21 protein-coding genes are annotated in these 25508 nt (G+C 67.8%); 18 read left to right on the forward strand and 3 right to left on the reverse strand.

Features of this window, described 5'->3' with window-relative positions; translation table 11 throughout:
• Nucleotides 1-22 precede the first annotated feature (22 nt).
• The 4 genes from OG394_RS00895 to OG394_RS00910 all read left to right on the forward strand — a co-directional run bounded on the left by OG394_RS00895 (nt 23) and on the right by OG394_RS00910 (nt 1811).
• Nucleotides 23-763: an SDR family oxidoreductase gene (locus OG394_RS00895; RefSeq protein WP_328992788.1), complete on the forward strand. Its 741-nt coding sequence runs from the start codon at nt 23-25 to the stop codon at nt 761-763.
• Nucleotides 760-978 (forward strand): hypothetical protein, encoded by a 219-nt coding sequence (locus tag OG394_RS00900; protein ID WP_328992789.1) that lies wholly within the window; start codon nt 760-762, stop codon nt 976-978. The genes OG394_RS00895 and OG394_RS00900 overlap by 4 nt, the downstream gene beginning before the upstream one ends.
• A gap of 105 nt (nt 979-1083) precedes the next feature.
• Nucleotides 1084-1602, forward strand: a complete 519-nt coding sequence (locus OG394_RS00905) for an EamA family transporter (protein ID WP_328992790.1) — start codon at nt 1084-1086, stop codon at nt 1600-1602.
• Nucleotides 1596-1811: an EamA family transporter gene (locus tag OG394_RS00910; RefSeq protein ID WP_328992791.1), complete on the forward strand. Its 216-nt coding sequence runs from the start codon at nt 1596-1598 to the stop codon at nt 1809-1811. Before OG394_RS00905 ends, OG394_RS00910 begins: the two co-directional genes overlap by 7 nt.
• Here OG394_RS00910 and OG394_RS00915 read toward each other — a convergent pair.
• Nucleotides 1808-2392, reverse strand: coding sequence for a dihydrofolate reductase family protein (locus tag OG394_RS00915; RefSeq protein ID WP_328992792.1), 585 nt, complete (start codon nt 2390-2392; stop codon nt 1808-1810). The genes OG394_RS00910 and OG394_RS00915 overlap by 4 nt on opposite strands.
• Nucleotides 2393-2688: 296 nt before the next feature.
• Between OG394_RS00915 and OG394_RS00920 the strand changes: the two genes are divergently transcribed.
• The 3 genes from OG394_RS00920 (at nt 2689) to OG394_RS00930 (ending at nt 5641) form a co-directional block, all read left to right on the forward strand.
• Nucleotides 2689-3042, forward strand: coding sequence for a cupin domain-containing protein (locus tag OG394_RS00920; RefSeq protein ID WP_328992793.1), 354 nt, complete (start codon nt 2689-2691; stop codon nt 3040-3042).
• A gap of 54 nt (nt 3043-3096) precedes the next feature.
• Entirely contained in the window at nt 3097-4632 is a 1536-nt protein-coding gene (locus OG394_RS00925; RefSeq protein WP_328992794.1) for an amidohydrolase family protein, read from the forward strand.
• A 73-nt stretch (nt 4633-4705) separates the two neighbouring features.
• Complete coding sequence (locus OG394_RS00930) at nt 4706-5641, forward strand: phosphotransferase (protein ID WP_328992795.1); 936 nt, start codon at nt 4706-4708, stop codon at nt 5639-5641.
• Here the strand turns inward: OG394_RS00930 and OG394_RS00935 are convergent.
• The gene (locus tag OG394_RS00935; RefSeq protein WP_328992796.1) at nt 5638-8100 is read right to left on the reverse strand and encodes an HNH endonuclease; all 2463 of its coding nucleotides are present in this window, start codon (nt 8098-8100) and stop codon (nt 5638-5640) included. The two genes, OG394_RS00930 and OG394_RS00935, sit on opposite strands and share 4 nt — an antisense overlap.
• A 304-nt stretch (nt 8101-8404) precedes the next feature.
• Between OG394_RS00935 and OG394_RS00940 the strand changes: the two genes are divergently transcribed.
• The 11 genes from OG394_RS00940 (at nt 8405) to OG394_RS00990 (ending at nt 24346) form a co-directional block, all read left to right on the forward strand.
• Nucleotides 8405-9790, forward strand: coding sequence for a serine hydrolase domain-containing protein (locus OG394_RS00940; protein WP_328992797.1), 1386 nt, complete (start codon nt 8405-8407; stop codon nt 9788-9790).
• Entirely contained in the window at nt 9787-10659 is an 873-nt protein-coding gene (locus OG394_RS00945; RefSeq protein WP_328992798.1) for a serine hydrolase, read from the forward strand. Before OG394_RS00940 ends, OG394_RS00945 begins: the two co-directional genes overlap by 4 nt.
• Nucleotides 10660-10704: 45 nt before the next feature.
• Nucleotides 10705-12294, forward strand: a complete 1590-nt coding sequence (locus tag OG394_RS00950) for an ABC transporter substrate-binding protein (RefSeq protein ID WP_328992799.1) — start codon at nt 10705-10707, stop codon at nt 12292-12294.
• Nucleotides 12291-13277: an ABC transporter permease gene (locus OG394_RS00955; RefSeq protein WP_328992800.1), complete on the forward strand. Its 987-nt coding sequence runs from the start codon at nt 12291-12293 to the stop codon at nt 13275-13277. The genes OG394_RS00950 and OG394_RS00955 overlap by 4 nt, the downstream gene beginning before the upstream one ends.
• On the forward strand, nt 13277-15187 hold the full coding sequence (locus OG394_RS00960) for a dipeptide/oligopeptide/nickel ABC transporter permease/ATP-binding protein (protein WP_328992802.1): 1911 nt from the start codon (nt 13277-13279) through the stop codon (nt 15185-15187). Before OG394_RS00955 ends, OG394_RS00960 begins: the two co-directional genes overlap by 1 nt.
• A complete protein-coding gene (locus tag OG394_RS00965; RefSeq protein WP_328992803.1) occupies nt 15184-16158 on the forward strand; it encodes an ABC transporter ATP-binding protein in 975 nt (324 codons plus the stop codon). Before OG394_RS00960 ends, OG394_RS00965 begins: the two co-directional genes overlap by 4 nt.
• Before the next feature lies 1 nt (nt 16159).
• Nucleotides 16160-19441 carry a serine hydrolase gene (locus OG394_RS00970; protein WP_328992804.1) on the forward strand — a complete coding sequence of 1094 codons (3282 nt, stop codon included), beginning with the start codon at nt 16160-16162 and terminating at the stop codon, nt 19439-19441.
• Nucleotides 19441-20553: a M20 family metallopeptidase gene (locus tag OG394_RS00975; protein ID WP_328992806.1), complete on the forward strand. Its 1113-nt coding sequence runs from the start codon at nt 19441-19443 to the stop codon at nt 20551-20553. Before OG394_RS00970 ends, OG394_RS00975 begins: the two co-directional genes overlap by 1 nt.
• Nucleotides 20550-21452: a GNAT family N-acetyltransferase gene (locus OG394_RS00980; protein WP_328992807.1), complete on the forward strand. Its 903-nt coding sequence runs from the start codon at nt 20550-20552 to the stop codon at nt 21450-21452. Before OG394_RS00975 ends, OG394_RS00980 begins: the two co-directional genes overlap by 4 nt.
• Entirely contained in the window at nt 21449-22555 is a 1107-nt protein-coding gene (gene menC / locus OG394_RS00985; RefSeq protein WP_328992808.1) for an o-succinylbenzoate synthase, read from the forward strand. The genes OG394_RS00980 and menC overlap by 4 nt, the downstream gene beginning before the upstream one ends.
• Before the next feature lie 138 nt (nt 22556-22693).
• Nucleotides 22694-24346 carry a PucR family transcriptional regulator gene (locus OG394_RS00990; protein ID WP_328992809.1) on the forward strand — a complete coding sequence of 551 codons (1653 nt, stop codon included), beginning with the start codon at nt 22694-22696 and terminating at the stop codon, nt 24344-24346.
• Here OG394_RS00990 and OG394_RS00995 read toward each other — a convergent pair.
• A complete protein-coding gene (locus OG394_RS00995) occupies nt 24326-25507 on the reverse strand; it encodes an ATP-binding cassette domain-containing protein (protein WP_328992810.1) in 1182 nt (393 codons plus the stop codon). The two genes, OG394_RS00990 and OG394_RS00995, sit on opposite strands and share 21 nt — an antisense overlap.
• Nucleotide 25508 lies beyond the last annotated feature (1 nt).

Here is a 25508-nt window from a genome sequence, read left to right on the forward strand (position 1 = left end):
CCGGCGGACAGAAAGGTGTGCCATGAAGGTCGTCGTCATCGGCGGTACTGGTCTGATCGGTTCGAAGATCGTGTCGAGGCTCGGCGAGCACGGCCACGTTGCAGTGGCGGCCGCGCCGAACACCGGCGTCAACACCATCACCGGCGAAGGACTCGCCGAGGCGCTGGACGGCGCGGACGTGGTGATCGACGTGTCGAACTCGCCGTCGTGGGAAGACGCTGCCGTACTGGAGTTCTTCGAGACGTCCACCCGCAACCTGCTCGCGGCCGAGGCGGCAGCGGGCGTGGGGCACCACGTCGCGCTCTCGGTGGTGGGCACTGAGCTGCTGCTCGAGAGCGGGTACTTCCGGGCCAAGCTCGCGCAGGAGAAGCTGATCGAGAGCTCGTCGATCCCGTACTCGATTGTTCGCGCCACCCAGTTCTTCGAGTTCGTCCCGAGCATCGCGGATGCGGCCACGCACGACACCACCGTGCGACTCGCCCACGTGTTCTTCCAGCCCATCGCCGGCGACGACGTGGCGCAGGCAGTCGGCCGGACCGCCGTCGGCACGCCGGTCAACGGGCGGATCGAGGTCGCCGGCCCGGAGCGGTACCGCATGGACGAGTTCTTCCGGCGCGCGCTCGCGGCCCGCAACGATCCTCGCGAGGTCGTCACGGATCCCAAGGCCGTGTACTACGGCGTCTCGCCTTCGGAGACCGCGCTGGTACCTGGCGATGGCGCGAGCCTCGGTGAGACCCACTACGGCGACTGGGAGGGAAAGTGACCAGTCCGACGGACGAGAACGCCTTCCTGCACAACCTGGAGGCGGAAGTCGAGGCCGAGCTGGCCATGGCTGAGTCGAGTCACCCGGAGGAGTCCGGTGGGCCCGCTACCTGGCTGTACGACCCGACGGACGTCGAGCGAGACGAGGTCGGCCTTCGCAGCATTCTGGGCGCTGCGAAGGCCCTGGAGGGCGACGACCATAGCGAGACCACCTGACTAGCCCCACAATCTCCCTCGCGCCCGACGGGATCGGCGGGCGACAGTAGGGGCCTATGAACCTCACAGCGCTGTCGCTCGTACTGGTCGCCGACGGTCGCCCTGGTGCCGGCCGTGGTCATCGCCCTGCTCACCGAGACGTCGCGCCCTCGATGGACCTGGCTGCTCGCGTCCTTGGTCACCGGCGTACTGCACATCGCTTACGGCATGGTGCTGCAACGGGGGTACGACGTCGGAGAGCTGTCCGTGGTCTACCCGGTGGCCCGCGGCGTCGGACCACTGTTGTCGATCATGCTGGCCGTCGTCCTCTTGGGCGAACGTCCCGGCCCGATCGGGCTGCTGGGGGCGGCGCTGATCATCGCCGGCGTTCTGATCATCGGCACGGGTCGAGTTGCGGCAACACGTGGCGCGGTCAAGGCCGGGATCGTGTACGGCGTTGCCACTGGTGCCGTCATCGCCGCCTACACCCTGTGGGACGCGTACTCCGTCACCACGCTCGACGTACCGCCGGTGATCTACTTCGGCACCGCAGCCGTCATGCAGAGCGTGATCTCACACCTTCGGCTCTTAGGAACCGCGGCAAGCTCCAGCTCCTCTGGCGGCAAAATCGCCGCGAGGTGCTGATCATCGGTCTGGTGTCACCACTGGCCTACCTGCTGGTGCTGTTCGCGATGCGCATGGCGCCGGTAAGCCTCGTCGCTCCCACCCGAGAGGTCAGCATCGTGCTCAGCGGGCTCGCCGCCTGGCTGATCCTCGGCGAGGCCAACGGCCCCCGACGCCTCGCAGGCAGCATCGTCGTACTGGCCGGAATCGTCGCCATCGCGTTGGCCTAGCTCGTTGTGCCGAACTGGAGGATTGGGTTGTTCGAGCCGTCGAAGGTGCGGACACCGAGGAGCTGGAAGCCGGCCATCGGTTTGGTTTCGAAGATCGGGGTGCCGGCGCCGACCGTTCCCGCGCCGACGATCAGGTGTAGCTCGTCCACGAGCCCGGCGGCGAGCAGGCTGTTCCAGAGGACGTGGCTTGCGAAGATCGCGATGTCCCGGCCGGGGCCGCTCTTCAGGTCACGGATGAACTCGTCGGCATCGGATCGACGTACGACGCGCGTGGTGTCACCCCAGACACCGGTTTGCGGGTCGGCCAGGCTGTCGGAGACGACCACCTTCTCCAGCGTGTTGAAGTGCTGGGACACCTCGCGCTCAGCGGGTCCGGCGTCGGGGGAGTCGGCGATCGGCGGCCAGTAGCTTTGGAAGCCTTCGTACGACGCGCGGCCCATCACCAACGTGTCCGCTTCCCGCATCCGTTCGGCGTTGTATGCGTCGAACATGTGGTCGAACGGTAAAGCCATCACATTGTTTTCGGCGCCCGTGAAGTATCCGTCGAGCGACATCATGTTCGTGACGACGAGCTTGCGCATGGACGTGATCCTCTCGTGCTGACACCTCACCGGCCGGTCGGAGAGGTTGCTTCGGCCCAGCCTGGCGCTCCCACCCCTGGTCGCGCAATCGATGAAGTCCCAGCAAAATCGTTGGCGTTTGGCCGCCCGTTCGCGACTGTAAGTGACCAAATCGGTGCCGTCTGGCACGTCGCCGAGCCGTAACTCCGGCTCGTCGATCGGCCCGTTGACTCTCCGCTGCCACCGGCGTTCCATGCAAATGAATCAACGAGCAGATCTGGACTGGGGCAACCAGGTCTCTAGGGAGGGCAGACAGCATGTCTGAGAAGCACAGCATCGAGAGCCCGAATGAGCGACGCCCATTCAAGGATCACGGCCACATGGACGTGGTCACGGTCGGCGACTTCACCCTTGGCCGCGGCGTCTTCGAGCCAGGCTGGCGCTGGTCGAACGACGTCAAGCCCATCGCCGGCACCGACTCCTGCCAGGTCCACCACACCGCCTTCTGTCTGTCCGGGCACATGACGGTACGGCTCGACAACGGCGAGGAGATGACCGTCGGCCCGGGCGACGTCATGGATATCGATCCCGGACACGACGCCTGGACCGTGGGGGATGAGGACTGCGTGCTGCTGGACACCGGGATCGCGGCCTATGCCAAGCCCGCGTAAGGGGCAGCCGGGGTGCCAGATCAGCTCGCCGTTGGTGCGGTGGGCTGATTTGGCGTGGCCGGGGTTGTCGGGTCGTCCGAAGAATTAGCGGGCGGGCGCTGCGAGGCTGCCGGGATGCAGACCCATTTACGTGGTGGCCGGGTGATCGACCCGGCGACTGGCCTGGACGTCGTCGCCGATGTGCTGGTCAGGGACAAGGTCGTGGCGGCCATCGGGCCGGACCTGGTGGCGCCGACCGGCACGACCGTGATCGACGTAACCGGCCTGATCGTCGGGCCGGGATTCGTCGACCTTCACAGTCACGTCCACTCGATCGCGGGTCAGCGCCTGCAGGCCATGGACGGTGTGACCACCGCCTTGGATCTGGAGGCGGGGTTGATGCCGATCACTCGCGCGTACGCCGAGGCCGCGCGCGAGGGGCGGCCGCTGAACTACGGCTTCTCCGCCTCCTGGGGTGCGGCCCGTGCGCAGGCGCATATCGGGATCGAGCCGGACGCGCGGCTGGAGAGTGGGTTCGCGCTGCTGGGCGATCCGCGCTGGCAGCGTTCGTCGTCGCCGGCCGAGCTGACCCACTGGCTGTCGCTGCTCGAGCGCGAACTGGCGGACGGCGCATTGGGGATCGGCGTGCTGATGGGCTACGCGCCGCGCACCGATCCGGGCGAGTTCCTCGCGGTGGCCCGGCTCGCTGCCGCGGCGGGCGCGCCGACGTACACGCATGTGCGTGAGCTCGTCGAGGCGGATCCGTCGACGCCGATCGACGGCTCGGAGGAGTTGGTGATCGCGTCCGCCGAGACCGGTGCCGCGATGCATCACTGCCACGTGAACAGTACGTCGCGCCGGCACGTCGACCGGGTGCTGGGACTGCTCAAGCGTGCGCAGGCCGAGGGGTCGCGGGTGACGGTGGAGGCTTACCCGTACGGCGCCGGCAGCACTGGCATCGGGGCGTTCTTCCTCGCGCCCGAGCGGCTGCGCGCGTGGGGGATTCGCGCGTCGAGCATCGTGCTGGTCGAGACGGGCGAGCGCATCGCGGATGACGCCAGATTGCGTGAGGTACGGGCGACGGACCCGGGCGCGGAGTGCATCGTGGAGTTCCTTGACGAGGGCGATCCGGCGGACCTGGACCTGATTCGTCAGACGCTCGCGTATCCCGATTCGATCGTGGCGAGTGACGCGATGCCGACCCTTTGGCCGGGTGGGGTCACGGATACGCGGGAGTGGCCGCTGCCGCCTGGCGGGAGGACGCATCCGCGTACGGCGGGGACGTTCGCGAAGTCGTTGCGGTTGATGGTGCGCGAGTCTGCCGTCTGGAGTTGGGTCGAGGCGTTCCGCCGATGCTCGTACTTGCCGGCGCGAGTGCTCGACGACATCGCGCCCGGCGCACGCGCCAAGGGACATCTCGGTGTCGGCGCGGACGCGGACCTGGTCGTACTGGATCCGGAGCGCATCACTGACGCTGCGACGTACCTCGAGTCGATCCGCCCGTCCATCGGCGTACGCCATCTGTTCGTCGGCGGGACCGCGGTCGTCCGCGATGGCGAGCTCCAGACCGACGCCTATCCCGGCCGCCCCCTCCGAGGTGAGCCCTCCTAGCGACGCCTTGTCGGCGGCGGCGCGGCCCTGGTTTGTCGTTAAACTCCACGGGATGTTTCCAAAGGGACTATCGATGCTCTGGGAATCGGTCGAGCCGGGGAGTGCCCTGCAGGAAAGGTTTGGGCTCGACAGCTTCGATGAAGCCGTCAGTTGGCTCACCAAAGTTCTCGCCGAGGCCTGGGCGATCGACGTCCTTGCCTGCGACCGGATCATCATCAGCGATCAGAACGCGATCGCCTGGGTGCGCACCGACCAAGGCGCATTGGTGGCGAAGTGGTCTCGGGCTCAGGAGAAGTTCGCCAGATTCACCGTAATCGCGGATTTGCTCCAAGCGCTGCGAACGCAAGGGGTACCGGTTGCGCCGCCCCTGCCCTCGGTTGACGGGCAGCTTCGAGTGGTCACTTATTCCGGGTCGTCGCCACTGTCGATGACGGTGCAACCTGAGGTCGATGGCGATCTGCTCGACACCACTGACGAGATTGCCGTCCATCAGGCCGGCGCTTCTCTCGCCACCTTGCACGGCGCCTTGGCCGTACACCGGGACGGCCGGCTGATCGAGGCCAACCAGCCGTTGGACCTACGCCAGCGGATAGAGACGTGGTTGGACCATGGGGACGCCGGGGTAGCGCCGGCTGCGTCAGCAAGACTGCGCGATCAGGTGGCCTCGCTGCCGCAAATCGATAGCGAGCCACAGCTGATCCACAACGACTACCGGGCCTCCAACATCCTCACGGCCGGCTCAGCGGTAGTCGCCGTCATCGACTTCGACGAGGTCACATGGGACTACTGCGTCAGAGACCTCGCGAACACATTCGTCCTACTAAGCACCCGCTTCACCCGCTGGCAGCCGACACCCGCGAGCGTTCGCAACACCTTCCTCGAGGGTTACCAATCAGTGCGACCACTCACCCTTCTCGAACACCAATGGCTCCAAGCACTCGTACTCTGGCGCGGCATCACCGCCATCCCCGCCGGCGACGACCCCGCCGGCTGGGCCAACGCTCTCTAGCCCCCTCCGCCATACGCCGCATCACTAGCACGCGATAGCCAGCTGTCCGCGGCTGCGTCGTCGACCGCCCGGGTCCCCGTGTGGTCCACCACGAATCGGGCACCCTCGGGACTGGTCCACTGATACGTACCCTCGGTCAGCACCACGCAGCTCCACCCGCCATGAGTCTTCAACCGATGGTGATACCGGCATTCGGGCGCCAGCTTGTCCGTACTGGTCTGCCCCGGCGGCCCGTCCTTCCGGTACGGCACGACGTGGTCGAGGTCCATCGAATGGGTTGCCCGTCTGTTGCACCACGGGAAGACGCAGTACAGGTCGCGCAGCAACACGCGTTCCCGGATGCGCGCCGGGATCTCATGGCGATCGACGCTGACCCGTTCCCGCTGATCGATGACGGGTCTGAGCACGACCTTGTCATGGCCCAAGACTTCCTTTAGCAGCGATGCCAACACCGGCCCAACACCTTCGACTCGCATCACCCCAACGCCCTTGTCGCTCCCGCCGGCCCTGTAGCTCCCATCGCCCCCGTTGCTTCCGTCTCTTCCGTTGCCCCCATAGCTTCCGTTGCTCCCGGCTTGCGGCCCACGGCGGACGAGTGCGGCCAGGTCCTCGGCGCTTATGTGCACCTTGACCTCGACTCGAGCCGCCCCAATGCCCGCTCGCGCCACCTCATCGGCGCGGGCGCTGTCCTTGATCTCTGCCAACCGGCCACTCAACGAGCCCCGCCGGAAGTCATCGCCTTCCCAAACCGCATCGGACCCCGCGCCCACAGCTACAGTCATCCGCCCCGCCACCGGCACGTCCGCCACCGGCACGTCCGCCACCGGCACGTCCGCCACCGGCACGTCCGCCACCGGCACACCGGCCACCGGCACGTCCGCCAACGGGACACCGGCCACCGGCACGTCCGCCAACGGAACACCAGCCACCGGCATGTCCGACCACGGGACACCTGCCACTGGTACGTCCGACCACGGGACACCTGCCACTGGTACGTCCGACAACGGAGCATCCGCCGAGGGCGCGTCCGGCCGCACTTCGCCGGGCACAAGGGCGTGCGGCGGCGAGTACTCGTCTAGCAACGAGTTCTCATCTGGCCACGGGTGCTCATCTAGCAATGAGTACTCGTCGGGTGGAAGTGCTTCCTCGAGTGGTGGAGGTTCATCAAGCCCGCACCGATCCCTATCCGGCACATAGGACTGGTCCCAGCCGTCGGCAGCCAGCCGCCAACCCCCGTCCGCACGCCATCCCTCCTCCCGGACGACCTTCTCCTGGCCCGTCCTGTGCCGGGCGGCCTTCTCCGGGGCCGCCGGCGCTGGTTGGCAGGGCCAGCGGCTCGACTTGCCATTGTCGGCATGACCGGCCATCTCGTCCGCATGACCGACCATCTTGTCCGCATGACCGGCCGCCTTGGCCGGGGCCACTGTCTCCGGGGCCACCTTGTCGGCATGACCGGCCGGCCCGCCGGTCTGATCGCCGGACTGGGATCCGGCTAACCAGAACCCGGCTGAGCCGGTGTCGGTCGCGTGGCTGGCTGGGGTGGGTGCCGGATCGGCGGTGGGGTTCGTGGCACACGCGGCGCTGGCTGTTGGATGCCCGGTCGTGGTCGTGGTTGTGGTTGTGGTTGTGGTTGTGGAGGGGTTGTCAGCTGGGTGGGGTGGGTTGGTGGCGAGGTGGCGGGCGGCGTGGAGGAGTTTGATGGCGTCGGCGGGGTCGGCCAGCCAGCCGATCGCTTTGGCGCGGCGCCGATCCATCGAGTCGGTGTCGCCGAGCACTTTCAACGCGTCGGCCAGTGCCTGGATGGTCGCGTCGACTCGGATCACATCGCCGGTCGCGGCCCGCACGAACAAGGTGTTGGTACCCAGGGAGTCGGATCGGCCCACCCAGACACCGCGTGATCGGGCCATTTCTTCGGCCTGGGCCTGGGCACGTTGAGGGTCGGCGCGCCACATCGCCGCGTCCACGATGCTTTTCAGCCGGTCCGGGCCGACCCGGTTGATGATCTTTTCCACCGCGGCATCCACCATCGCGACGGCTTCCAGCGACAAGGCCGCGGTGGCGCGGGCGATCCGGCAGGCCCGCCACGCCCGTGCCTCACCGGCCAGCACCCGGGCCCACACCCGCGGCAGCCGGTGCCGCAACCCCAGCGCGTCACTCAGCAGGCCCGCCGCCGCCACCGACGACATCTCCAGCACCACGCCCAGGTCCGCGGCCACGAACTCACCCACCTCCGGACAGCCCTCACCGCCATACACCGTCAACCGCTCCCTGCCCGGCAACCCCTCAACCGGGTCACCGCCACCAGCTGCCGTCGACGGCCGCGCCTCGGTATGACCGTCAGCGAAAGCGACAGCCCCCTCGAGAATGCGCACCTCCATCCGATCGCGGCCCAAGCGGAACTCGCCCAGCGCGGACAGCTGCTCCGCGGGGCTGAGTTCACTCAGGTCGATGTCGAACATGTGCTCGATTCTAGCGCATAGCTGCGAGGACCCAAACTCGGATCCCGTTATCCACAAGGGAAATCCGGCCCGCGTTATCAGTGCGGAAAACACGTACATTCTCTGCGCCGACCCAGTCAGCAGCCCTTCCAAGAGCGAGCTGACGGGGTAGCACCAGTGGTCGTTGTGAGCCGCTGGCGCCTAGGGGGCTCTTGTCGGTCCGTTCGGGGCAACTATTCGGAGGCGGAATCTTCGTTCGCTTGGACAGAGTTCCAGGCGTCGCTCCTCCCTACTGTCGCCTCAACGCCAATCGTGAGGAGTAGACGTGTCGAAGCTTGCGAACGTTGAAGACTGGTTGCGGGTACGACTGCCCGAATTGATCGCCGAGCACCGCGTGCCTGGTGCCGCTGTCGCCGTACTGGCCGGTGACGAGGTGATCGACACAGCCGCCGGCGTGCTGAGTAAGGCCACTGGCGTCGAAGCCACCGCGGACTCGGTCTTTCAGGTCGGCTCTATCACCAAGGTGTGGACGACCACGCTCGCGATGCAGTTGGTCGACGAGGAGAAGCTCGACCTCGACGCACCCGTTCGCAGCTATTTGCCGGACTTCAAGATCGGTGACGAGGACGCGGCGCAGCAGGTGACCGTTCGTCAGTTGATGTGCCACGTGTCCGGGTTCGAGGGGGACATCTTCACCGATACCGGCCAGGGCGATGACTGCGTCGAGAAGTACCTCGGCGTCATCACCGAGGTGCCGCAGCTGTTCCCGCCGGGGGAGATGTTCTCGTACAACAACGCGGGCTACTGCGTTCTCGGTCGGATCATCGAGGTCCTTCGCGACAAGCCGTTCGACACTTGTGTGCGCGAGCACCTGTTCGCGCCGCTGGAGCTCACGCATGCGGCCAACGGCGCGGGCGAGGCGATCATGTTCCGCGCGGCGGTCGGGCACATCCAGCCGACGCCGGATAGCGATCCCGAGCCCGCACCCGTGTGGTCGCTGGTGCGGTCGAACGCGCCGGCCGGCTCGATGCTGTCCATGCGGCCGCGCGACCTGCTGGCGTTCGCCCGCATGCATCTGTCGGGCGGCGTCGGACCGGATGGCAATCAGGTGCTGAGCCCGGCCAGCGTGGCAGCCATGCAGGAGCGGCAGGTCGAGCTGCCCGATCTCGCGATCATGGGCAACGCCTGGGGCCTCGGCTGGGAGATCTTCGACTACCCCGGTGGTCTGGTCATCGGGCATGACGGTGGCACGATCGGCCAGTCCGCCTTCCTCCGCATCGTGCCTGGTCGTCAGGTCGCCGTCGCGATCCTGACCAACGGCGGCAACCCGCTGGCGCTCTACACCGAGATCATGGGCCGGGTCCTGAGCGAGTTGGCGGACGTCGAACTGCCCGCACTGCCAACGCCTGACCTCACCCAGCCGTCCATCGACGCCAAGCGGTACGTCGGTACGTACACGTCGTCCGTGGCGGACACCGTCATCACCCAGAACGAAGACGGCACCGTCTGGCTGGAGCGGACGCCGAAGGGGATCTTCGCCAAGCTCGGCCCGGCCATGGAGAAGAGCCAACTCGTTCCTTGGCGCGGGGACACCTTCGTCCCGGTCGATGATCCGCGCGGTCTGCACATGCCGCACGCGTTCGTCGGCGACGACGGTGCCGGCCACGCCGCTTACCTGCACACCGGACGGGCCGACCGGAGAATGCCGTGACCGCCGAGATCAAGGCCGTCTTCGCCGCGGCGGGGGCCACTGGCTTCCTGCACGCGCGGGAGGTCGGGTCGGATGGGCCAGAGATCAGCGTCGGCGGTGACGAACCCGTGGTGCTCGCCTCGGTGTTCAAGATTCCGGTGGCGGTCGCGTACGCACGGGAGGTCGCCGCCGGGCGGTTGGATCCGACCGAGCGGACCACCGTGACCGCCCGCTATCGGGTCGGCGGGATCGGCACCGCGGGATGTCGCGACGACGTACAGATGAGCTGGCGCGACCTCGCCCTGAACATGCTGACGATGAGCGATAACGCTGCCACCGACGTCATCTTCCACCGGGTCGGCCAGGAGGCGGTCGATCAGGTGCTCACGGACCTGGGGCTCAAGCAGACGCAGGTGCTCGGTTGTTGCGAAGACCTGCTCTCCTCACTGGTGGCGGACCTGAACCTCAACCATGTCGATGACGCTCTCGATGCGATCGATCCTGAGCTGATCTGGGGCCTGGACGTCCTGAATCCGGCACGTACGACGGCCTCGACGCCTCGCGAGATCACCACGTTGCTCGACGCGATCTGGACCGACCGGGCCGCGACCGCCGAGGCTTGCGCGTCCGTCCGCGACATCATGGCGCACCAGATCTGGCCGCACCGGTTGAGTTCCGGGTTCGAGTCCGGCGTAAAGATCGCGGCGAAGACCGGGACTTTGCCGGCGGTGCGCAACGAGGCAGGCGTGGTCACGTATCCCGACGGTCGTCAGTACGCCGTTGCCGTCTTCACCCGGGCCTTTTCACTCGACGAACGCCAACCCGCGGTCGACGCCTCGATCGGCCGGGCCGCCCGGCTAGCGGTCGAGCAGTTGCGATCCGGGGCCTGACCACCTCGGCAATTCCCGCAAACCCCTTCGCTGGAGGCACGCCCCATGAAACGAATCCTCATTCCTACACTCGCGGCAACCGCCCTGGTGCTGAGCGCCTGTGCCGGCGGGGGCACGGCCGGGACCTCCGCTGCGGGTGGGGGCAAGCTGGCCGACGGCAAGACGTTCACGATGTCGCTCACGACCGATCCCGGCAATCTCGATCCGATGATGACCGTGCTGTCGGTGACCCGGGCGGTCGACCGGTTCCTGTACGGCCGCCTGCTCGAGGTCCAGGAGGACGGGTCCGTGATTGCCGGCCTGGCCGGGAAGTGGAGCGGCGACACGACCAACGCGACGTTCACCTTGCGCGAGGGCGTTACCTGCGCGGACGGCACTCCGCTGACCGCCGGCGATGTCGCGGCCAACGTGAACTTCATCGGCGACCCGGCGAACAAGTCACCGCTGACCGGATTGTGGGTACAGCCCGGGACGAAGGCCGTGGCCGACGAGGCCACCCGCACGATCACCGTCAAGAGTGGCGCTCCGAGCGCGTTCCTGCTGCTCAATGTCGGTACGCTGCCGATCGCTTGCGGGCCGGGTCTGAAGGATCGCAAGCTGCTGGCCAAGGGCGATGCGGGCACCGGCATGTTCACGATGACCGAGATCGTGCCGAACGACCACTACACGTTGACCCGGCGCAAGGACTTCAAATGGGGACCGGGTGACTGGGATCCCAACCAGCAGGGCTTGCCGGACAAGGTCGTCTTCAAGATCATCCCCAACGAGACGACCTCGGTGAACCTCCTGTTGTCCGGCGGTCTGAACGCCACCAGCGTGCTCGGCCCGGACCAGGAGCGACTCTCGGCGCAGAAGTTGTTCCACTCCGACCTGGCCGTTCCGCTCGGCCAGCTGTACTTCAACCAGGCGCCCGGTCGGCCTGCCAAGGATCAGGCGGTGCGGCGTGCGCTCACGCAGGCGCTCGACCTGGGCAAGGTCGGCAAGGTGCTGACGAATGGCAAGGGCACCCCGGCCACGGGCCTGGTCACGATCGCGCCCAACCCTTGCCGAGGCGACCACGTGACGGGCAATCTTCCGACGTTCGACGCGGCCGCGGCGAAGACGGCATTCGACAGCGCCGGGTGGATCGCGGGAGCGGACGGAATCCGGGCGAAGGACGGCAAGAAGCTTGCGCTCACGCTGATCTACGGAACGCAGGGCGGGCCAACGGCGACAGCGGCCGCCGAGCTGATCCAGCAGCAGTGGAAGGCCTTGGGCGTGGAGGCGACGCTGAAGGCGGTCGACAGCACCGGTCTGAACGAGGTGCTCTTCAGTACCGGCGCGTGGGACGCCTCGATTGCCCCGGTCAGTATTTCGCTGCCCAGCCAGTTCGTGCCGTTCGCCTCCGGCGCGGTGCCGCCGAAGGGTGTGAACTTCGCCCATATCGACAACAAGGGCTACATCGACGGGGTGGGCAGGGCCGGCCGCAAACCGGGCGTGGAAGGTTGTGCCGACTGGACCGCGGCCGAGGTTTCCCTGTTCAAGTCGGTCGACGTGGTGCCGTTCGTCAACGCGACCTTGCCCTACTTCGGGAAGGGCGCCGAGTTCAAGGCCGATGACGGCGTGGACCCCGCATCGATCCGGATGTTCGAATGACCACCAGTACGGCGATTCCCTCGGCAACGCGGTGGGAAAGCCCCTGGCTCTCGTTCGCGGTGCGTCGGCTCAGTCGGTTCGTGGCGTCGCTCGCGGTGCTGGTCACGGCCGCGTTCCTGATGATCCACCTGGTGCCCGGCGACCCGGTGCGCGCGGCGCTTGGGATGAACGCCCCGGTTGAGGTCGTGAATGCCCGGCGCGAGGCGCTCGGTCTGAACGACTCGCTCCCGGTGCAGTACTGGCACTACATCCAGGGCCTGTTCAGTGGTGAGCTCGGTACGTCGATGGGGAGCAACGAAGCCGTCTCGAAGGTGATCTCCGACCGGCTGCCCGCCACGTTGCAACTCGCCGTGCTGGCGTTCGTCGTGGTGGTCGTCATCGCGGTGCCGGTTGGCGTGCTGATGGCAGTGCTGACAAGAGGCGGACGGCGTCGTGGTGGCGAGCTCGCGTTTGCCACCACGAGCGTGATCATCGCCGCCGTGCCCGAGTTCCTGGTCGCCGTTGCGCTGGTCTACGTATTCGCGGTGAGCCTTGGCTGGTTCCCCGTGGCGGGCGCGTCCGGGCCGGGCTCGTTCACCCTGCCGGTGCTGGCGCTCGCCATCGGGCCTGCGGCAGTGCTAGCCCGGATTGTCCGTGTCGAGATGCTCGGCGTACTGAGCCACGACTTCATCCGGACGGCCCGGGCCAAGCGACTCCGGCCAAGGCTCGTCTACACCCGGCACGCGTTGCCCAACGCGCTTACGGCCACCCTCACGCTCGGCGGCTTGCTGCTCTCCGCGTTGGTTGCTGGCACAGTCCTGGTCGAGAACGTGTTCGCCTGGCCAGGCCTCGGTACGAAGATCGTGGCGTCCATCCTCGAGAAGGACTACCCGCTCGTCCAGGGGATCGTGCTGGTCTACGGGGTCGGCGTGCTGTTGGTGAACCTCGTGGTGGATGTGCTGCTCGCCGTGCTCGATCCGCGCTCGACGATTCGGGAGGCGTGATGACCCCTCGCCTGAGTCGGAAAGGCACGGCCGGGTTGGCGATGGCGCGTACGCCGCTCGGAGCATGCGCGCTCGTATTGCTGCTGCTGATGGTCGCGCTGGCGATCTTCGCACCACTGCTCTGGGGCGATCGGGCCGCGGCGATCGACACCGATGCGATCCAGCAGGGGCCGTCGGGCGAGCACCTGCTCGGCACCGATGCATTGGGCCGGGACATCTTCTATCGCGTGCTGGTCGCCAGCCGGCTCTCGCTTGGGCTTGCACTGATCGCGACGTTGATCGGGGTAGTCGTGGGCACCCTGCTCGGTACGGCGCCTTCGGTCCTGCCCAGGCGTTCCGGTCGGTTGGTCACCGCCGCGGTCAACATCGCCGTGGCCTTTCCTGGCCTGCTGCTCGCGTTGTTCTTCGCGGTGATCTTCGGGGTCGGTACGACGGGCGCGATGCTGGCCATCGGCCTCGCTACCGCGCCGGGTTTCGCCCGGCTGACGCAGACGCTCTCGGCATCGGTCGCGGGTCTCGACTACGTGGCGGCCGCCCGGATCGCGGGCGTAAGCAGGTTCCGGATTCTGGTCCGGCACGTGCTGCCCAACATCGGCGAACCACTCGTCGTCAACGCGACGATCGGCGCCGGCGGATCGTTGCTGGCCTTTGCCGGACTCTCGTTCCTCGGCATTGGCGTGCAGGCGCCGTCGTACGACTGGGGTCGGCTGCTCGGCGAGGGGCTCAACCGCATCTACACCAACCCGGCCGCCGCGCTTGGTCCAGGTGTCGCGGTCGTGGCGGCCGGTCTCGCCTTCAACCTGTTCGGTGAAACCCTCGCAGCGGTGGTCGGGCAGCGCACGCCTACGCCCAGGGCCGGCGCGCTCCCGGCGGCCCCACAGCCCGTCGCCGATCGTGAGACCGACGAGGTGGTGCTCGGGGTCGACGACCTTCGCGTGAGCTTCCCGTCGGCCGCGGGCTGGACAACTCCGGTTCGCGGGGTGACCTTCAGCGTTCACGCCGGCGAGGCAGTCGGGGTCGTCGGTGAATCGGGATCGGGCAAAAGCCTTACCGCGTTGGCCGTTTCGCGACTCATCGAGACTCCAGGGGTAGTAAGCGCGGGCAGGCTCGACTTCGCGGGCGTTCCGTTGCTCACGACGCCAGAGCGCGAGTTGCGCAGCTTGCTAGGGACGTCGTTGGCAATGGTCTTCCAGGATCCGGCGACCTCGTTCAACCCGACTCGGCGGATGGGTCGGCAGCTCGCCGAGGTGGCGGAGCAGCACCAAGGCCTGAGCCGGGGGAAGGCGTTCGCGCTCGCCGTACGGAAGTTGCAGGCAGTGAGAGTGCCTGCGGCGAGTAGGCGCGCACACCAATACCCGCATGAGTTCTCCGGCGGTATGCGGCAGCGGGCGATGATCGGCATGGGCCTGATGGGTACGCCGAAACTGGTCATCGCGGACGAGCCCACGACCGCACTCGACGTCACCGTGCAGCGGCAGGTATTGCGTCTGCTCGCGCAAGTCCGGCGCGATACGCAGGCCGCGATCATGCTGATCAGTCACGACATCACGATCGTCTCGCAGACGTGTGACCGGGTGCTGGTGATGTACGCCGGGCGCATCGTCGAGGACGTGCCCGTGCATCGGTTGCATACCGGCGCGCGGCATCCGTACACGCGGGCGCTGCTCGACGTCGTACCCGATCTCGAGACCGATCGGAACCAGCCGCTCGGCGTCATCCCGGGACGTCCGCCCGAGCCCGGGCACATCCCCGACGGCTGCGCCTTTGCTGCCCGTTGTGCGTTTGCCAGTGAGCAATGCCGGAGCGAGGACCCGGAGTTGCTCCAGGTCGGATCTCACCGGGTCGCCTGCTGGCATCCCCTCGCGGAAGACGTCGGCGAGCGTGCCATCGCAGTGGGAGGAGCCCGATGAGTGAATTGCGCTTTGACGGAGTGAGCGTCCGGTATGGCGGTCTGACGGCCGTCGACGGGGTGAGCCTCACTGTGCCGTCTGGGGCAGTGGTCGGGCTCGTTGGCGAGTCGGGTTCGGGCAAGTCGACGTTGGCCCGCGCGGCCGTCGGACTGGCTCCGGTCAGTGCGGGCGGCGTGCTGCTCGATGGGACCGACGTGAGCCGGTTGCCGCGCGGCCGCCGTCCGATCCAGATGGTCTTCCAGGATCCCTACGCATCCCTCGATCCGCGGATGACGATTGGCGAATCGATCGCTGAGGCGATTCCGCGAGGAGCTTTCCGTGGAGAGGCGAGGAAGGCCGAGGTCGCCCGGCTGCTCGAGCTGGTCAACCTCGATCCGGATCGATCCGCCGTACTTCCCGGCCAGCTATCTGGGGGCCAAAGGCAACGAATCGCCCTGGCGCGAGCGCTCGCCGGTCAGCCCGATGTAGTCATCGCCGACGAGATCACCTCGGCTCTGGACGTATCCGTGCAGGGCGCCGTACTGAACCTGGTCCGCGATGTCCAGACGCGGCTCGGGCTCACCATGCTCTTCATCTCCCACAACCTGGCCGTGGTGCGTTACATCAGCGACTACATCGCGGTGATGTATCTCGGCCGGATCGTAGAGTTCGGCACGGTCGACCGGTTGCTCGCCGATCCGCAACATCCCTACACCCGTGAGCTTCTCGACGCGGCTCCTTCGCGTCGCGGCTCGTTGCTCGCCGCCGAGCCGGCCGCCGTCGCCGACATCGAACCAGCTGACCCGCACCATCCGCCTTCGGGCTGCCGCTTCCACCCGCGCTGTCCGATCGGGCCGATGGTCCACCCGGACCGGGAGGTGTGCGTGACCGTCGACCCGGCGACCGCCGCGGCCGAACGGGAACACCACGCCGCCTGTCACTTCGCGATGGGCGTACCGGTTGGCGTGACTCAAACCAATTCCGAGGAGTGACATGACTATCGACGACCTCTACGACCTGGCGCTGCCCGAGCAGCCCGCCGCAGGCCCCGACGGCAACATCGTCTACGTGCTGCGTACAACGGATCGCGAGGCGGACCGGGACCGGCATGCCCTCTGGATGCTGAGCCGGAACGGCGGCGACCCGGTCCAGCTGACCCGCGGCAGCGATGACCACGCGCCGGCCTGGTCGCCCGACGGACGCCGGATCGCGTTCCTGCGTGCGGCGGACGGGCCTGCGCAGGTGTGGATCCTGCCTGCCGGTGGCGGAGAGCCCGAGCAGGTCACGAGCTTGCCGCTGGGCGCGGGGACACCGGTCTGGAGTCCCGACGGCACAAGGCTCGCGTTCGGCGCGGCCGTCTCACCCGTCGAGGTCAAGCCGGAAGACGCCGCGCCGATCGTGACGGATCGCCTGGACTTCAAGTCCGACGGCAGCGGGCTGATCCGCGAGATCCGGAAGCACCTGCACGTGCTCGATCTCGACAGCCGCGAAGTACGGCAGATCACGCGCGGGGATTGGCACGCTGGCGATCCGGCCTGGTCGCCCGACGGCAGCCGGCTCGCGTTCTCTGCCGCACGTGACGCCGACGCCGATCTGACCTTCCGCACCAGCGCGTACGTCGTCGATGCGCAGCAGCGCAACGCCGAGCCCGAGTTGATCGGCGGTTCCGACTGGCTGATCGGTCCGATCTGCTGGACGCCGGACGGCAACGAGCTACTGGCCGTCGGACGTACCGATACTGAGGTCGGGCATAGCCGGCTGTTGCGGATTCCCCTCGACGGCGGCGAGGTCGTCGACCTGGCAGCGGCTCTCGACCGGAACGTGATGCCTGGCGGGCCCGGCTATCCAGGAGCCCTGCCCAGCTTCACGAATGACGGTCGCTCGGTGGTCTTCTGCGTCCGCGATCGCGGTTACACGCATCTCTACGAGGTCGGGCTCGACGGCTCCGCGCCGAAGTGTCTGGTCGGCGACGCGAACAACGTCTCTGGCGCGTCCGTCGCGGGTGACACCGTCGCGATCGTGCTCGGCACTCCGACGTCGTACGGCGAGGTGGCGACGGTCGACCGTACGTCTGGTGCGGTGACGACGTGGACCTCGCATGGGACGACGACCGAGCGGCGGTTCTCGCACGAGGAGCGCGAGTTCTCCATTTCCGACGGCACCGTCGTCCACGGTTGGCTGCTGCGCGACCCGGATCGCACTGGGCCGAGGCCGTTGCTCGTCGACATCCACGGTGGACCGCACAACGCGTGGAACGGTGCGGCAGATCCGGTGCACCTCTACCACCAAGTGCTCGTCGAGCGTGGCTGGGCGGTCTTGCTGCTCAACCCGAGAGGCAGCGACGGCTACGGTGAAGCGTTCTTCACGGCCGGCGTGGGTGGCTGGGGTCAGTCCGACGCGAAGGACTTCCTCGAGTCGGTCGACCAGTTGGTGGCCGAGCAGGTGGCGGACCCGGCTCGGCTGGCCGTGTCCGGTTATAGCTATGGCGGGTTCATGACGTGCTACCTGACCAGCCACGATCCGCGGTTCGCGGCGGCCGTCGCCGGGGGGGTGGTCAGCGACCTGACCAGCATGGCCGGCACCTCCGACGCGGGGCACTACCTCAGCACCAGGGAGCTCGCCGGCACCGGCTTCACCGAGCAGTCGCCGTTCACGCGGGTTCAGGAGGTGCGCACGCCGACGCTGATCGTGCAGGGTGCGGACGACGTGCGTTGCCCGGTTGGTCAAGCAGAGCAGTGGTTCGCCGCGTTGCGCGAGCAGAACGTTCCGACCCGATTGGTGCTTTACCCGGGCGGATCGCACCTGTTCGTCCTGAGCGGCAAACCGTCTCATCGCGCCGACTGGAACCAGCGGATCGTCGACTGGGTCGAGCAGTACGCCGGCGTGCCCGGTCGCCCGCGACGCGTCCCGATCAACCAGGCGCATTGGCAGCGGCGGCTCGCCGAACTCGCGACCGCCCACCGAGTGCCCGGAGCGACGCTGGGAATCCTGCGGCTCGGGGATGAGCCGGTGGTCGCGCACAGCGGCGTACTCAATGTCGCGACCGGGGTCGAGGTGACCGACGATTCGGTGTTCCAGATCGGCTCGATCACGAAGGTGTGGACCGCGACCGTCGTGATGCAGTTGGTCGACGAGGGCAAGCTCGACCTGGATGCGCCGATCGTGGAGGTGCTGCCCGAGCTGCGGCTGTCCGACCCCGAGGTGACGAAGCGGGTCACCATGCGGCACCTGCTCACGCACACCAGCGGTATCGACGGCGACGTGTTCACCGACACCGGCCGCGGGGACGACTGTCTCGAGCTGTACGCCGACCAGATCGATCAAGCCGAGCAGAACCATCCGCTCGGTGCGACGTTCTCCTATTGCAACTCCGGCTTCAACCTGGCCGGTCGCGTGATCGAGAAGCTCACCGGTCAGACCTGGGACCAGGCGATGCGCGAGCGACTGTTCACACCGCTCGGGCTGACGCACACGGTCACGCTGCCCGAGGAGGCGCTGATGTTCCGCGCCGCGGTCGGGCATCTCACCGAGGGCGAGGAGGACCCGAAGCCCGCGCCGGTGTGGGGCCTGCCGAGGTCGCTCGGACCTGCCGGGCTGGTCACCGCCTCGGCCGCGGACGTGCTGGCGTTCGCCCGGCTGCACCTGACGGGCGGACTGGCCACCGACGGCACCAGAGTGCTGAGCGAGCGCACTGCCAACGAGATGACGACCAAGCAGGCCGACGTACCGGATCCCTACACCCTGGGCGATTCCTGGGGCCTCGGCTGGATCCGGCTCGAGTGGGACGGCCATCGGCTCTACGGCCACGACGGCAACACGATCGGCCAGTCGGCCTTCCTGCGGGTCCTCCCGGGGCACGACCTCGCGGTCACGCTGTTGACCAACGGCGGCAATGCCCGCGACCTGTACGACGCCCTCTACCGCGAGATCTTCGCCGAGCTGGCCGGAGTCGCGATGCCGCACCCGCTCAAGCCCGTGGCCGAGCCTCCGGTCGTCGATGCGAGCGTCCACTTCGGCACGTACGAACGGGCCGGCTCACGGATGGAGGTCTTCGAGTCCGACGGCACGCCGCGGCTCCGGCGGACGGCGACCGGACCGCTCGCGGAGCTGGTGCCGGAGGCGTCGCAGGAGCTCGACCTGGTCCCGATCGACTCGGACCTTTTCGTCGTCCGTGAACCTGGCGGGCAGCTGTGGACGCCCGTGGTCTTCTACTCCCTTCCCACCGGCGAGCGGTACGTCCACCATGGCGTTCGCGCAACACCGAAGGTTTCGTGATGATCAACGACATTGAGGCTCTCGTGAAATGCGAGTCGCCCTCGTCCGATCTGGCCGCGGTTGCTCGTAGCGCGGACGTCGTCGCTTCCATCGGGACTCGTCTGCTGGGCGTGCCGCCGGAGTACGTCGTGCTGGAAGGGCGTACCCACCTGCGCTGGCGGTTCGGCGATGTCCCGCGGGTGCTGGTGCTTGGTCATCACGACACGGTCTGGCCGATCGGCTCCTTGCAGACCCATCCGTTCGAGGTGCGGGACGGAGTGCTGCGAGGGCCGGGCTGTTTCGACATGAAGGCCGGCCTGGTGATGGCCTTCCACGCCATCGCTGAGCTCGACGACCTCGACGGCGTCACGTTGCTGGTCACGGGCGACGAGGAGCTCGGCTCTCCGACCTCGCGCCAGTTGATCGAGGACGAGGCCCGTGGCTGCTTGGCCGCGTTGGTGCTGGAGGCCTCAGCGGATGGCGGTGCACTCAAGATCGAGCGGAAGGGCGTCTCGCTATACGACGTACAGGTGCACGGCCGTGCGGCCCATGCCGGACTCGAACCGGAACGTGGCATCAGCGCGACGATCGAGGTCGCGCATCAGGTTCTCGCGGTAGCACAGTTGGGAGATCCGTTGCACGGGACAACGGTCACGCCGACGCGCCTTGAAGCCGGTACGACGTCCAACACCGTGGCCGCGCGAGCGCGTTTCGCGGTCGACGTACGGGTGCGGGATGTTGCCGAGCAAGCGCGGGTGGATCGGGCGATGCACGCGTTGCAGCCGGTTCTGCCCGGGGCGCGGATCGAGGTCAAGGGTGGAGCTAATCGGCCGCCGTTACAGGCGAGTGCGTCGGCGGACTTGTTCGCGCGGGCGGCTGGTCTTGCCGAGGAGCTGGGCATTGAGCCGCTGACGTCTGCCGCGGTTGGCGGCGCATCCGATGGCAACTTCACCGCGGGAGTTGGTACGCCCACGTTGGACGGACTCGGTGCTGTTGGCGGGGGTGCGCATGCGGACAACGAGCACGTGATCGTGGCCGAGTTGCCAGGGCGTACGGCGTTGTTGCGCGCGTTGATCGCCGACTTGTTGCGCCCGTCGGTTGTGCCCAGCCTCTTGCAGCGGAGTCGATCGTGACGGGGACGATGGCCACGGACCTGGCCGGCGACGCGATTCGTGCGGATGCCGTGTCCGCCGCAGTCGCCGCCGCGGATGCTGCGGCCATCGCGGCCGGGGTGTTCATCCGCAGCCTCAACGGGATGTCCGAGCTGGACGCCGTGTGCGAACTTTACGAACGGATCTGGGGGTTCGATGGCGGGCACAGCCCCGTCAGCTCGGACCTCCTGCGCGCGATGTCCAGGGCAGGCGGGTATGTCGCGGGAGCGTTCGAGGGCGACGAGCTCGTCGGCGCCTGCGTCGGCTTCTTCGGGCCGCCGGCCGAGTTCGGCCTGCACAGCCACATCGCCGGGGTCTCGCCGACGACCCGGGGACGCAGCGTCGGCTTCGCGATGAAGGTGCACCAGCGGGCCTGGGCGATGGCGCGAGGGATCACCCAGATCTCCTGGACCTATGACCCATTGGTCGGCCGCAACGCCTACTTCAACATCGTGAAGCTGGGTGCCCGGCCCGCCGAGTACCTCACCAACTTCTACGGGCCGATGAACGACGCCCTCAACGGCGCCGACGACACTGACCGGCTGCTCGTGACTTGGCAGCTGGAAGACCCGAGGGTCGCGGCCGCGTGTATCGGTATCCCGTCAGCTGTCGACCTCGCGGCCGAGCGCGCCGGGGGAGCTCAGACTCTGCTCGACGTATCGGCATCGGACGAACCGATCCGGTACGACGTCACGTCGTCGACTGTGCTCGTCGCCGTACCGCGAGACATCGAGGGCCTGCGTGCCAAAGACCCTGCGCGCGCTGCCCGATGGCGCGTTGCCGTCCGCGAATGCCTGGGCGGACTGCTCGAACAGGGCGCCCACGTCCGGGGGTTCGACCGGTCGGACTACTACATCGTCGATAGAGGAGAACCGTCATGAAACTCACCGGCGTCGAGCTGCGGACGATCCAGCTGCCACTGGTATCGCCGTTCCGGACCTCGTTCGGCACGCAGACCGCTCGGGAGGCGCTGCTGCTGCGCGTGGTGACACCCGACGCGGAAGGGTGGGGCGAGTGCGTTGCGATGAGCGATCCGCTCTACTCCTCGGAGTACGTCGCGGCGTGTGCCGATGTGCTGCGTCGATTCTTCATTCCGGCCGTCGCACAGGTCGAGCGGCTCGACGCGAACGCGGTCGGCCCGGCTCTTGCGCCGTTCAAGGGACACCGGATGGCGAAGGCGGCGCTGGAGATGGCCGTACTTGATGCCGAGCTGCGCACCCGCGGAGTCTCATTCGCCAGTGCGCTTGGCGCGGCCGTCGATCGCGTGCCGTGCGGGGTCTCCGTGGGGATCATGGACTCGATCCCGGAGTTGCTGGACGCGGTCGAGGGTTACCTGGACGCGGGTTATCTGCGGATCAAGCTGAAGGTCGAGCCGGGCTGGGATGTCGAGCCGGTGCGTGCGGTGCGCGAGCGCTTTGGCGACGAGGTCTTGCTGCAGGTCGACGCGAACACGGCTTACCGGCGTTCGGACGCGCGGCACCTGGCGCGGCTGGATCCGTACAACCTGCTGTTGATCGAGCAGCCGCTGGACGAGGAAGACCTGCTCGGGCACGCCCAGTTGGCCAAGGTGCTCACGACGCCGGTGTGCCTGGACGAATCGATCGTCTCGGCCCGTTCGGCGGCCGACGCGATCGCGCTCGGCGCCTGCTCGATCGTCAATATCAAGCCCGGCCGGGTTGGCGGTTATCTCGAGGCACGCCGGATCCACGATCTGTGCGTGGCGCACGACATTCCGGTCTGGTGCGGGGGAATGCTCGAGACCGGTCTTGGTCGCGCCGCCAACGTTGCCCTCGCTGCGCTGCCGGGGTTCACCCTGCCGGGTGACACGTCGGCGTCCGACCGCTACTACGCGATGGACATCACCGAACCCTTCCGCCTCTCCGACGGCCACCTGACAGTCCCAACCGATCCCGGCCTCGGCCTTACCCCCATCCCCGACGCCTTGGACGCCGTAACCACCAACACCGAATGGATCCCTCTCTAACGCCTCCCAACCCCGCCCGCGAGTGGACTCGTTAGGACGTGAACACTCGCGGGCTTGGGACAACAGGACGAATCAGGGCTACGATTTTGTTGTGCGGGACGAATGTGAAGGGGAACCGGCGCTGTTAGCGTCTGGTTCGTGCTTGTTCCGGTGACTACGCGACCGCGGGCCAGCCTTGGTCGCATACTCGAGGACCTCGGCACCACCCTGCTGGAAGTGGTGTGCGGTGAGCCCGGCCTGGTCGATCACGTCGCGGCCGTGGTGATCCACGATCCACACGACGAGCCGGTACCGCAGGGGCGCGCGCTGGTCCTCGGCGTGGGCCTGCGCGAACCGGCCGCGATCGCCGGACTGCTGGACGAGCTCGGCCGGCACGACGCGGCCGGGCTCGTCGTACGCGCTCCGGTCGAGGTCACCGACGAGCTTGCCGCCGCGGTAAAACGATCCGGCGTGACGCTATTGGCGCTCACGCGGGGTGCGTCCTGGGCGCAGCTGGCCGCGTTGCTGCGGTCGTTGATCGCCGAGGGTGACGTGGGGGAGATCGGCCCGGAGACACTCGGAGGGATGCCGTCGGGCGACCTCTTCGCGCTCGCCAACGCGATCTCGACCCTCCTCGATGCCCCGATCACCATCGAGGACCGGAGCTCCCGGGTGCTGGCCTTCTCCGGACGGCAGGACGAAGCCGATCCCTCGCGCGTCGAGACGATCCTCGGTCGCCAGGTGCCCGAGCGGTTCACCCGGATCCTCGAAGAGCGCGGGGTCTTCCACGACCTCTACCGCAGCGACCAGCCGATCGACGTGGCACCGATGCCGGGTCCTGCCGAAGGGCACCTGCCGCGGGTGGCGCTGGCGATCCGGGCCGGCGACGAGGTGCTCGGGTCGATCTGGGCAGCCGTACACGAACCGCTCTCGCCCGAACGCAGGCAGGCGTTGTGTGACGCCGCAAAGCTGGTAGCGCTGCACATGCTCCGCCAACGCGCTGGTGCGGACGTCGAACGCCGACTGCGAGCCGACCTAGTCGCCACCGCGTTGGAGGCAGGTCCGGGAGCGCCGGAAGCCCTTGCCCGGTTAGGCCTCGCCGACCAGAGCTGCGTGGTGCTCGCGCTGTCGCCACTCGTATCTCCCGAGGACGAGGGGCAGACCGCGACCCATGCCCGGTTGGTGGGGGAGCGGCAGCGGATCGCGGACGCGTTCTCGATGCACCTCAACGCCGTACATCCGCGCTCGGCAGCCACCCTGATCGGCGACGTCGTCTACGCCATCATTGGCGTACGGCGCGACCAGACCGACGGCGAGGAGCGCGCGGTTCGCGTGGCCACCGACTTCCTCGACCGGATCGGGTCCAGCCGGCGCCTGCTCGTCGGCGTCGGCTCCGTCGCCACGGACAACGCCGCGCTCGGGCGATCCCGAACCGGCGCCGACCGGGCGCTGCGCGTGTTGCGGTTGGGCCGTTCGGCAACCTCGGTGGCCCGCATCAGCGACGTATATGTCGATGCGCTGCTGCTGGAACTCGCCGACCTGGCCAACGCCCGCGGCGACGAACCGACCGGCCCGGTCGCCCGGCTGATGGCGTACGACGCGAAGCGCCGAAGCTGTCTCGTCGAAACGCTCGAGGCCTGGCTGGACGCGTTCGGCGACGTGATCGCAGCCTCGTCGGCCGTCTACGTCCACCCCAACACCTTCCGCTACCGCCTGCGCCGCCTCGCCGAAGTCGCCAACCTCGACCTGGCCGACCCCAACGCCCGCTTCGCCGCCATGCTCGAGCTCCGGCTACTGACCCGCACTCCTTAAGGCGTGGCTGGTGGGGCTGTCGGCATCCAGGTAAGTCGTGGGGTGGCCGGTGTAGAGGATGGTGCCGCCGTGGCGGCCGGGGCCGGGTCCTAGGTCGATGAGCCAGTCGGCCCGGCGGATGACGTCGAGGTTGTGCTCGATGACGATGACCGTGTGGCCTTGGTCTACAAGGGTGTCGAGTACGTGCAGGAGGGTGTCGATGTCGTTGAGGTGCAGGCCGGTGGTGGGTTCGTCGAGCACGTACGTCGTGGGCTGGTCTGCCTGGCGAAGCTCCTTGGCGATCTTGACGCGTTGACACTCGCCGCCGGACAACGTGCTCAGGGATTGCCCGAGCCGCAGGTAGCCCAAGCCAACGGCCGAGAGCTGTTGCAAGGCACGCGAAATACCTTGGTCAGGTAGTTGGGCGATGGCCTGGTCGATGGTGAGGTCATCGACGTCGGCGATCGACAGGCCGTTCACGGTGTGGGCGAGCACCTCGGGGGTGAAGCGGCGGCCGTGGCAGGTCTCGCAGCTGACCTCCTGTCCGTCCATGAACGCGAGGTCCGTGTAGATGACGCCGAGGCCCTTGCAATCAGGGCAGGCGCCGTCGGAGTTGGCACTGAACAAGCTTGCGCTGACGCCATTATGCCGGGCGAACAGCTTGCGGATCGCGGGCGCGATGCCGGTGTACGTGACCGGGGTGGAGCGCCGGTTCGTGCTGACCGGCTTCTGGTCGATGACAGTCGCGCCGTGCTGCTCCACGAGCTCAAAAGCGAGGCTGGATTTCCCGGAGCCGGCCACACCTGTGAGCACGGTCATCACGCCGGTGGGGAACCGCGCGGTGACGTCCCGCAGGTTGTTGCGGCTACCGACGACGGTCAAACCGCCAGACCCGACACGCGCCGCAGCCTTAAGCGGTCGCCGGTCGGTCAGACCCCGGCCGGTCGGAGTGTCGGCGTCGCGAAGCTCGGCGAACCTGCCTTGGAACACCAGGCGTCCACCGGCCGCACCCGCGCCAGGTCCGATCTCGATCACCTGGTCCGCCTCCGCCATCACGGCCGGGTCGTGTTCGACGACGAGCACGTTGTTGCCACTGTCGCGAAGTCGCTTCAGCAGCTGGATGACGGACTCTACGTCGGTCGGATGCAGGCCGACGGTCGGTTCGTCGACGACGTACGTCATC

Source organism: Kribbella sp. NBC_01245, from assembly GCF_036226525.1.
Lineage (GTDB): Bacteria > Actinomycetota > Actinomycetes > Propionibacteriales > Kribbellaceae > Kribbella.

Coding starts and splice junctions, on each gene's coding strand:
- OG394_RS00920 (WP_328992793.1), top strand. CDS start 2,689: ATGTCTGAGAAGCACAGCATCGAGAGCCCGAATGAGCGACGCCCATTC.
- OG394_RS00935 (WP_328992796.1), bottom strand. CDS start 8,100: ATGTTCGACATCGACCTGAGTGAACTCAGCCCCGCGGAGCAGCTGTCC.
- OG394_RS00950 (WP_328992799.1), top strand. CDS start 10,705: ATGAAACGAATCCTCATTCCTACACTCGCGGCAACCGCCCTGGTGCTG.
- OG394_RS00975 (WP_328992806.1), top strand. CDS start 19,441: ATGATCAACGACATTGAGGCTCTCGTGAAATGCGAGTCGCCCTCGTCC.
- OG394_RS00970 (WP_328992804.1), top strand. CDS start 16,160: ATGACTATCGACGACCTCTACGACCTGGCGCTGCCCGAGCAGCCCGCC.
- OG394_RS00955 (WP_328992800.1), top strand. CDS start 12,291: ATGACCACCAGTACGGCGATTCCCTCGGCAACGCGGTGGGAAAGCCCC.
- OG394_RS00915 (WP_328992792.1), bottom strand. CDS start 2,392: ATGCGCAAGCTCGTCGTCACGAACATGATGTCGCTCGACGGATACTTC.
- menC (WP_328992808.1), top strand. CDS start 21,449: ATGAAACTCACCGGCGTCGAGCTGCGGACGATCCAGCTGCCACTGGTA.
- OG394_RS00895 (WP_328992788.1), top strand. CDS start 23: ATGAAGGTCGTCGTCATCGGCGGTACTGGTCTGATCGGTTCGAAGATC.
- OG394_RS00960 (WP_328992802.1), top strand. CDS start 13,277: ATGACCCCTCGCCTGAGTCGGAAAGGCACGGCCGGGTTGGCGATGGCG.
- OG394_RS00930 (WP_328992795.1), top strand. CDS start 4,706: ATGCTCTGGGAATCGGTCGAGCCGGGGAGTGCCCTGCAGGAAAGGTTT.
- OG394_RS00965 (WP_328992803.1), top strand. CDS start 15,184: ATGAGTGAATTGCGCTTTGACGGAGTGAGCGTCCGGTATGGCGGTCTG.
- OG394_RS00995 (WP_328992810.1), bottom strand. CDS start 25,507: ATGACGTACGTCGTCGACGAACCGACCGTCGGCCTGCATCCGACCGAC.